Annotated in this window: 6 protein-coding genes; 2 read left to right on the forward strand and 4 right to left on the reverse strand. The window is 68.7% G+C overall.

The window, feature by feature from the left end; all coding sequences use genetic code 11:
- Positions 1-169: 169 nt before the first annotated feature.
- The 3 genes from E1294_RS49195 to E1294_RS49205 form a co-directional block, all read right to left on the reverse strand.
- Positions 170-2977, reverse strand: a complete 2808-nt coding sequence (locus E1294_RS49195) for a vitamin B12-dependent ribonucleotide reductase (RefSeq protein WP_132519345.1) — start codon at positions 2975-2977, stop codon at positions 170-172.
- On the reverse strand, positions 2974-3429 hold the full coding sequence (gene nrdR / locus E1294_RS49200) for a transcriptional regulator NrdR (RefSeq protein WP_132519348.1): 456 nt from the start codon (positions 3427-3429) through the stop codon (positions 2974-2976). Before nrdR ends, E1294_RS49195 begins: the two co-directional genes overlap by 4 nt.
- Positions 3430-4256: 827 nt before the next feature.
- Positions 4257-4604 (reverse strand): LysM peptidoglycan-binding domain-containing protein, encoded by a 348-nt coding sequence (locus tag E1294_RS49205; RefSeq protein ID WP_132519351.1) that lies wholly within the window; start codon positions 4602-4604, stop codon positions 4257-4259.
- Between the two features lie 987 nt (positions 4605-5591).
- Here E1294_RS49205 and lexA point away from each other — a divergent pair.
- The gene (gene lexA, locus E1294_RS49215) at positions 5592-6302 is read left to right on the forward strand and encodes a transcriptional repressor LexA (protein ID WP_132519357.1); all 711 of its coding nucleotides are present in this window, start codon (positions 5592-5594) and stop codon (positions 6300-6302) included.
- A 432-nt stretch (positions 6303-6734) separates the two neighbouring features.
- Here the strand turns inward: lexA and E1294_RS49220 are convergent, their stop codons facing one another.
- The gene (locus tag E1294_RS49220) at positions 6735-7577 is read right to left on the reverse strand and encodes a nucleotidyltransferase domain-containing protein (RefSeq protein ID WP_132519359.1); all 843 of its coding nucleotides are present in this window, start codon (positions 7575-7577) and stop codon (positions 6735-6737) included.
- Positions 7578-7742: 165 nt separating this feature from the next.
- On the opposite strand from E1294_RS49220, the gene E1294_RS49225 reads away from it, so the two are divergent.
- Positions 7743-8762 (forward strand): MalY/PatB family protein, encoded by a 1020-nt coding sequence (locus E1294_RS49225; RefSeq protein ID WP_132519361.1) that lies wholly within the window; start codon positions 7743-7745, stop codon positions 8760-8762.
- The last annotated feature ends 389 nt before the right edge of the window (positions 8763-9151 follow it).

Raw genomic sequence — 9151 nt, forward strand, 5'->3', positions numbered from 1 at the left:
CCCGCCACACCGCCCAGCCTGCCGCCCACCTCCTGACCGCGCACACTGATGGGGAGGGGCGACGGCCCCTCCCCATCAGCGATCAGGCTCGACGATCAGGCGTCGCCTGCGGCCCAGCCCCACCACGCGGCTCGCGGCGGTGGGGCTTGAGCCGCTGGCCGAGCCGGGTTCAGCTGCAGCCGCTGGTCGAGCCGCAGCCCTCGCAGACGTAGCAGCTGCCGGCCGGGCGCATCTTGGTGCCGCAGGTCATGCAGAGCGGCGCGTCCGCGGTGAAGCGCTGGTGGCTCTCCAGCGTCAGCTCGGCGACCGGCTGCTCGGCCTTCGGCTTCTCCTCCTCGATGGGCGCCGACTGGGCCAGCGCCTCGCGGTCGACCGGCTCCTGCAGCGCCGCGGGGTCCTCGCCCCGCTGCTGCGCCGCCCGCTCGGCCGCCGAGAAGATGCCCAGGGCCGCCCGCTCCTCATAGGGCAGGTGGTCGAGCGCCAGGCGGCGGAAGATGTAGTCCATCACCGACGTGGCCATCCGGATGTCCGGGTCGTCCGTCATGCCGGCCGGCTCGAACCGCATGTTCACGAACTTGCTCATGTACGTCTCCAGCGGCACTCCGTACTGGAGCCCGATGGAGATCGCCACGGAGAACGCGTCCATGACGCCCGCCAGCGTCGAACCCTGCTTGGACATCTTGAGGAAGACCTCGCCGAGCCCGTCGTCAGGGTAGGAGGAGGCGGTCATGTAGCCCTTGGCGCCGCCCACGGTGAAACGGGTGGTCATGCTCGGCCGCTGGTTGGGCATGCGCCGACGGGTCGGCCGGTTGACCTCGACGACCTTGACCTCGGGCTCCGCCTGCGGCTCCTCCTTCTTGGAGCCGTTGCCCGCCGACAGCGGCTGGCCCACCTTGCAGTTGTCGCGGTAGACGGCCAGGGCCTTGAGGCCAAGGCGCCAGCCCTCCATGTAGACCTGCTCGATGTCGTCGATCGTGGCCGACTCGGGCAGGTTGACCGTCTTCGAGATGGCGCCGGACAGGAACGGCTGCGTGGCCGCCATCATCCGCACATGACCCATGGGCGCGATCGCCCGCTCACCCATCGCGCAGTCGAACACCTCGTAGTGCTCGCGGCGCAGGCCGGGCGCGTCGACGACGTGACTGTGCTCGGCGATGTGCTCGACGATGGCCTCGATCTGCTCCTGCTGGTAGCCGAGCTGCTTGAGCGCCCGCGGGATCGTCTGGTTGACGATCTGCATGGAGCCGCCGCCGACGAGCTTCTTGAACTTGACCAGCGCGAGGTCCGGCTCGATGCCCGTCGTGTCGCAGTCCATCATGAGGCCGATGGTGCCAGTTGGGGCCAATAGGCTGGCTTGGGCGTTTCTGTACCCATTTTTCTCGCCCAGCTTGAGGCACTCCGCCCACTGGCGCGTAGCCTCGGTGTGGATCTTCGCGTCCATGGAGCCGATGGTGCGCAGGTCGTCGTTCGCCGCCGCGTGCTTGCGCATGACCCGCTTGTGCGGCTCGGCGTTCCTGGCATACCCGTCGTACGGGCCCACCACGCCGGCCAGTTCGGCGCTGCGCCGGTAGGACACGCCGGTCATCAGCGAAGTGATCGCCCCGGCCACCGCCCGGCCGCCGTCGGAGTCGTAGGCGTGCCCGGTGGCCATCAGCAGCGCGCCCAGGTTGGCGTAGCCGATGCCGAGCTGCCGGTAGGCGCGGGTGGTCTCGCCGATCTTCTCGGTCGGGAAGTCGGCGAACGAGATCGAGATGTCCATCGCGGTGATGATCAGCTCGGTCAGCTTGACGAAGTCGGCGACGTTGAAGGAGTTGTCGTCCTTCAGGAACTTCAGCAGGTTGATGCTGGCCAGATTGCAGGACGAATTGTCCAAATGCACGTATTCACTGCATGGGTTACTTGCGGTGATACGTCCGGTTTCCGGGGTGGTGTGCCAGTCGTTGATCGTGTCGTCGTACTGCAGGCCGGGGTCGGCGCACTCCCAGGCGGCCTTGCCCATCTTGCGGAACAGGTCTCTGGCGTCGACCTTCTCGATGACCTCACCGGTCAGGCGGGCGCGCAGGCCGAAGTCGCCGCCCTTCTCCACCGCCCGCATGAACTCGTCGGAGACGCGCACCGAGTTGTTGGCGTTCTGGTACTGCACGGAGACGATGTCCTTGCCGCCCAGATCCATGTCGAACCCGGCGTCGCGCAGCGCGCGGACCTTGTCCTCCTCGCGCGCCTTGGTCTCGATGAACTCCTCGATGTCGGGGTGGTCGACGTCGAGCACCACCATCTTGGCGGCCCTGCGGGTCGCGCCGCCGGACTTGATCGTCCCCGCGGACGCGTCGGCGCCGCGCATGAACGACACCGGGCCGCTGGCCGTGCCGCCGCTGGAGAGGAGTTCTTTGGAGGAACGGATGCGGGACAGATTGACCCCGGATCCCGAGCCGCCCTTGAAGATCACGCCCTCTTCTTTGTACCACTCCAGGATCGACTCCATCTGGTCGTCCACGGAGAGGATGAAACAAGCGCTTACCTGCTGCGGTGACTGGGTGCCGACGTTGAACCAGACCGGCGAGTTGAACGCGAACACCTGGTGGGCGAGCGCGTGCTTCAGCTCGTGGTCGAAGATCTCGGCGTCCTCCTCGCTCGCGAAGTAGCCGTGCTCGATGCCCGTCCTGGTGTAGACGCCGACGACCCGGTCGATCAGCTGCTTCAGGCTCCACTCGCGCTGCGGGGTGCCCACGGCGCCGCGGAAGTATTTCGTGGTCACGATGTTGGCCGCGTTGACCGACCAGAACTCGGGGAACTCGACACCCCGCTGCTCGAAGTTGACCGAGCCGTCGCGCCAGTTGGTCATGACGACGTCGCGGCGCTCCCACTGGATCTCGTCATAAGGGTGCACCCCAGGGTTGGTGAAGATGCGCTTCATCTTCAGCCCCTTACGCGGACGCTTGCCCCCGCGCGCCACTGAACCGCTGGCCGTCTCCGTCATGACTCCCCCTTCTCCGCCTTCAACTGTGAAATCTCGGCCTCGAAGTCCGCCAGGCTCTCGAAACCGCGATATACCGATGCGAAACGCAGGTAGGCCACCTCGTCGAGCTCCCGCAGCGGGCCGAGGATGGCCAGGCCCACCTCGTTGGAGGGGAGCTCCGCCGCGCCCTTGGCCCTGATGGCCTCCTCCACCTGCTGTCCGAGCTGCGCCAGCGAGTCCTCGCTGACCGGTCTGCCCTGACAGGCCCGCCGCACGCCTGCGACGACCTTGTCCCGCGAGAACGGCTCCGTCACTCCGCTGCGCTTGCTCACCATGAGCAGTACGGTCTCCTGCGTGGTGAACCTGCGCCCGCACTCGGGACAGGTGCGGCGGCGCCTGATGGCCGCGCCGTCGTCCGTCGAGCGGCTGTCGATGACCCTGGTGTCAGGGTGGCGACAGAACGGACAGTGCACGCTTTCGCCTCCAAGGCCCTGCGGTCACCCACACACACGATCCCGGCACGACGGGACGCTCGCGCACGCTCCACGGCTGACCATGGAACGGTCACATAACCACAAGGTGTGGTGAACCTACATCGGTGTAACTACTAGATGTTGTGGTCCAACCGTAGAAGCGTGCGACCATGAACGCAAGTTGAGCCGCCCCATACCGCCGAAGTCGCTGATCAGCCCTTCATCCTCTCCCGTCCTGGGCGTGTCGCGCTTTCCAACCGGGTGTTCGCGCAGTTGAGGGCGTCACAGGAGTTGTGCGCGGCCTCGTCCGTGAAAGAACCTCACAACGGTACCGGAGGACACTGGGACCACCACGCCCCCTCCTTGAACGCCCTCGTCACCCCCTGGGCACTCGCCTTCCAGGCGCCGGATCGCGGGTCGTCGGAGGGGGCCGATCAGAGGGCGGCCGGGTGGACGCGCGACGGCTGCGGGCCGGCCGGACATCGGATGGCCGGTCGTGAGATGGCCGGGCGTGGGGTCACTGGACGTCGGGATGGCCGCGTGGAGGCTGGCGTGGAGAGCAGGCGTGGTGTCACTGGACGTCGGGGTGGGTCTTGTGTGGAGACCGGGCGTGGTGCCACCGGACGTCGGGATGGGCCGGGTGTGGAGGCTGGGTATGGGGACAGCCGGCGTGGTGCCATTGGGCGTGGGTGGCTTGACGGGGGACGGCCGGGTGCGGACGGATGGGTGTGGGGCACCCGGATGCCAGGATGGCTTGACGCGGACAGGACGTTGAGACGGCTGGACGCGGGGGCCCTGTTCGGTCACGCGATCCGGCGCCAGGCGGGTCAGCGTAAGGCGGTGGTGTTGTCCTTCGGGATGTAGAGACGGGTGCCGGGGTGGATGAGGGAGTCGGGCAGGCCGTTCAGGCGCTTGATCTCCTCCACCAGTGCTCCGGGATCTTCGCCTCGGGAGAGGGCGTCGGCGATCGCCCACAGTGTGTCTCCCTCGTGGACCTCCACCCATGGCAGCCCCGCGTGGGCCGACACCACGACCTGAACAGCCGCATGCCCGGCTGTGCGCGTGCCCAGCCAGAACCCGCCCAAGGACAGCAGCGCAGCCGTCACCACCAGCACGATTCGGCCGCGTCGGGTCAGCCGCAGCGGCGGGGTGGCCCGGCGGCGCGACGCCGCCACGCCTCGTCGCTCCTGCCGCCCCGCCGCCCGGCGCCCCCACGGCCGCTCAGCCCTCTTTCCAACCTCGGCCTCTCTCCTCGCCCTGGCTCTCTTCCTGGCCACAGCGCTGCCTCCCGCCCGAACCCCGGCTCCAGCCCCGATCGGGGTCGCGGTTCCGGCTCCAACGCCGGTTCGAGTCGTGGTCCCCCTCCGGCCGGAGCTCCCGGCCCTGGTCCGAGATCCGGCTCCAGCCCTGTTCTCGATCCTGGTCCCCGTCCTGGTCCTGGTCTCGGTCCTGGTCTCGGTCCTGGTCCTGGTCTCGGTTCCGGTCCTGGTCTCGGTCCCGGCTCCCGTCCCCGTTGCGGTCCTCGGCCAGGTCCGAGGCCTCCCGGTTCCTGCCCGGGATCTTCCGATTCCGGTCCTCCCGGTCTCGGTCCTTCCCGGCCCCGGCCCTGTCCCCGGCCGCTCGCCCGCGCCCGCTTTCGCGGCGCGGCTCCGGGTGGAGACGGTCGGGTCGCCGTCGGTGGCGGACCGGCCCGGAGGCACGGTGTCGTCGGCGTCACCGCCCGTGCGGGGTGGCGGGACGAGGCGCAAATGGGATCTTCCTCCGTTATTCGAACGGGACCCCAACCTCTTGCCGGAATTACCGCTGGCGACGGGCTGTGTACGCGTATTGTCTCCCCGTCGATCCTTACTCTGCGTGGCATCGGCGATGAGTGTGAGCTGTTTGACGTCTTCGCTGGTCGTGTCCATGTTTGTGGGTGTTCGCATGGATGACCTCCTGCCGTGTGGCCCGAGGAAAAGGCCAAATAAAGATCAGCAAATCGAACACGATGTCGATCGAACTCCCGTACGATGTTGTACACCACGCACGCGACATTTTCGAGGAAGACTCGAACAATTGTTTGAAGATGATCTTCAACAGAGATACGGTCGCTGTGTGCGACATCAAGACCACGGACTGGGAGGTTCGCCGGTGAGGCGGGCCGCCAGGCGAGGAGGAAGAGCATGACCGAGCGGGATGGCACAAACGGGGTCAGCGACCTCGCGGTGCGACGGCGAGATTCCCTGGGTCTGACCCCCAGGCAGCGCAAGATCCTCGAAGTGATCCGCGACTCGGTGCAACAGCGCGGATACCCGCCCTCCATGCGCGAGATCGGCGAGGCGGTGCAACTGACCAGCACCTCCAGCGTGTCTCACCAGTTGACGGCGTTGCAGCGCAAGGGCTATCTGAGGCGTGACCCCCACCGGCCCCGCGCGCTCGAGGTGCGGCTGCCCGGTGAGCCCGTGATGTGGGTCGATCCCGACGCCGCCCCTGACGTCGAGTCCACCGTGAGCCGCCCCACTGCCGCCTACGTGCCGCTCGTCGGGCGCATCGCCGCCGGTGGGCCGATCCTGGCCGAGGAGAGCGTCGAAGACGTCTTCGCCCTGCCCAAGCAGCTCGTCGGCGAGGGCACCCTCTTCCTCCTCCAGGTCACCGGTGACTCGATGATCGACGCGGCCATCGCCGACGGCGACTGGGTGGTCGTCCGCCAGCAGCCGGTGGCGGAGAGCGGCGACATCGTGGCCGCGATGATCGAGGGCGAGGCCACCGTCAAGACCTTCAAGCGCAAGGACGGCCATGTCTGGCTCGTCCCCCACAACTCCAACTACGAGCCCATCCCCGGTGACGAGGCCAGCGTCCTGGGCAAGGTCGTGGCGGTTCTCCGGCGGCTCTAGCCCGACGGGGTGACCAGGCGCGCGTCCAACCGCACGCGCCGCGATGACGGCGCGCGCCACCAGCACCCATGCCACGGGGAACGACACCGCACATCGCCCCCGGGGCTGTCACCGTTTCGCCGGCGCGCCTTCGAAGAGTCCTCGGCGCCGGCTCGCCGCCCTCGCCGCAGTCCCCGACACTGGCGAACTGCCCGTGCGCACGCCTACGCGATCGTTGTGGTTGTCTGTGCGCAGGTGTACGCGATCGTCGGCTGGGAGTGCCCCGATCGGCCCGCTGTCCACACGCCCACGAGGTCATCGACGTCTGGCACGCGCGATCGACTGGCAGGGTGTCTATGCGCGCCCCAGCAGCACCTGATGGCGGCGACCACCGTGATGGCCGCCGCCGGCCCGGCTCCGAACGTCTTGACCAGCGGGTTGGCGTGCTACACGTCAGCGGGCGGCGTACAACGCGTGCGCGGACGTGATCGCTTGCCCGGCGAAGCCCAGCACGTCTTTTTTGCGTTCGAACGGAGAGCCGTAGAGCGACTGCCGGGGAGCGCCGAAGTGGTCGCCCAGCCCCGAGGCCAGGCTGCCGAGCGTCGGTGCGGCGGTGTCCTCCTCGCGCACGCGCAGCGCCTCGTTCACCACGCGGTGCCAGCGCTCGGGGAACGCCTCCAGTGCGTACCGCCCGGCCTCCGTCTTGGAGGTGATGTCGCCGGTCGCCAGCGTGTAGTGCAGCCGCGCGACGCCCGTGACGATCCACAGTGTGCCGTATCCCCCCAGGCAGATCAGGCCCCAGGGGGTGGCCGGCCTGGAGGCCCGGCTCACCAGGCGTCGCCAGTAGCGGTCGAGGTTGTCGTCGGTCCAGGTGGCCAGTGCGTCAGGATCGTTCCAGATCTCGAACTCGTCTGGTTTGGGCCCGCGGCAGGTCACCCCGTGCTGTGCCAGCGTGTGCCAGGTGACCGGATTGAGCTCGCCCCGGCGGTTGAGCCTGCCGTGCAGCGCCTGCGGACGGGTGCCCAGTCCGTCGGGGCCCCGGCGCAGGTCGTCCCAGGTGAGGTACACGCCGTCGAAGGGATGGGCGCCGAGCCGGGTGTGGATGCGCTCCAGCACGTCTTCGGGCGGGGCGGCGGCCGTGACGGCGATGAAGTCCACGTCGCTCGTGCCCGGCCGGTAGTCGCCCAGGGCCGCCGAGCCTTCGAGGTAAAGCCCCTCTACCAGGTCGGGCGCCTCCATGTCGGCGATCGACAGGTAGGTCTCGACAATGGCATCGATCTTCGAATGGGGCATCATGGCCGCCCAGCCTGCCACAATCGGCGGCAGCACCTCATCAACATTCGAGAATCCTAAAATGGGTGGGTGGATTACGCATATACCCCTGAAGGGGTCAAAGCCACACATGATGGTTTGAAATGGGCGGCGGTTGAACCGGGCGTGATCCCCGCCTGGATCGCCGACATGGATCTCCCCACCGCACCCGAGGTGATCGAGGAGTTGCGGCGCCGGGCAGGCGGCGACCTCGGCTATCCCGCCTGGCTGACCGATCCCTCCGCGGGGCCGCTGGCCGAGGCGTTCGCCGAGCGCATGGCGGGCAGGTACGGCTGGGCGGCCGACCCCGCGCTCGTACGCTCGTTCAACGACCTCAACCAGGCCCTCCAGGTGTTCCTCCACACCTGCACCGAGCCTGGCGACGGCGTCGCGCTGCACACCCCCGCCTACCACCCGTTCCTGTCGACGCTGGACGTCATGGAACGCCCCCTCCGCCCCATCCAGATGGAGCCCGACGGCGACTCGTGGCGCTTCGAGGTGCCCGATCTGACGGGCTGCCGGGTGCTCCTCCTGGTCAACCCGCACAATCCGACCGGCAGGGTCTTCACCCGTGCGGAGCTGACCGAACTGGCCGAGCACGCCGAGCGCCACGATCTGCTGGTTCTCGCCGACGAGATCCACGCCGACCTCGTGTACGAGCCGTACCGCCACATCCCGTTCGCCACGATCCTCCCCGACCGCACCGTCACGCTCACGTCCGCGACGAAGGCGTTCAACCTGGGCGGTATCCGCTGCTCGGTCGCCCACCTCGGTCACCCGGGCGCCCGCAAGGCGCTGGAGGCGCAGCCGCCCTTCGTGTACGGCTCCGCGAACGTGTTCGGCGTCGAGGCCACGGTCGCGGCGTGGCGGCACGGAGACGCCTGGCTGGAACGGACCCTCGCCCTGCTCGACCGCAACCGGCACACGATCGCCGCCCGCCTGCCGGAGACGTTCGGTTACCGGGTGCCGGAGGCGACGTACCTGGCCTGGCTGCGCGTCGGCAGGCCGGGCCTGGCGGAGGTCTTCGAGCGCGAGGCAAGGGTACGGCTGAACGACGGCGCGGACTTCGGCCCCGGCGGCGCAGGCCACGTACGGCTCAACTTCGCCACGACCGAGCCCATCCTCGCCGAGATCCTCGACCGCCTGGCCAGGGCACATCCCATGAGGTGACCACGGCCCGGCGGCCTGCTCCAGGTGTCCCGGGGACCTGGCGTGCCGGCCGGCGCCCGACGGGTGTCCGGCTGCCACCGCCCCACAGCCCGGGCTCCTTACGTCGGCCTCCCGGGTCCCTAAATCCAGGGACGTATGGGCTCCGGGAGGCGCGGGCTTCGGGAGGTGTTGAGTTTCGGGACGTCGGGACCGGGACGTGTTGGGACGTCCGAGGGTCGGATTTCGGATGTTCAGGGCATTTCCGGATACGTCCCGGGATTCGACGACACGGTGGCCGAGACATGGCAGGCGTGATCGGGACTCGCCGATTGGAGGCGCGTCGATCTGGGGACGCGAGCCCGGCCCAGGGGCCGAGCCCGTCGAGGGCGGGCGGCCGGGGACGGGTGGCC

This window comes from Nonomuraea diastatica (assembly GCF_004349015.1).
Lineage (GTDB): Bacteria > Actinomycetota > Actinomycetes > Streptosporangiales > Streptosporangiaceae > Nonomuraea > Nonomuraea diastatica.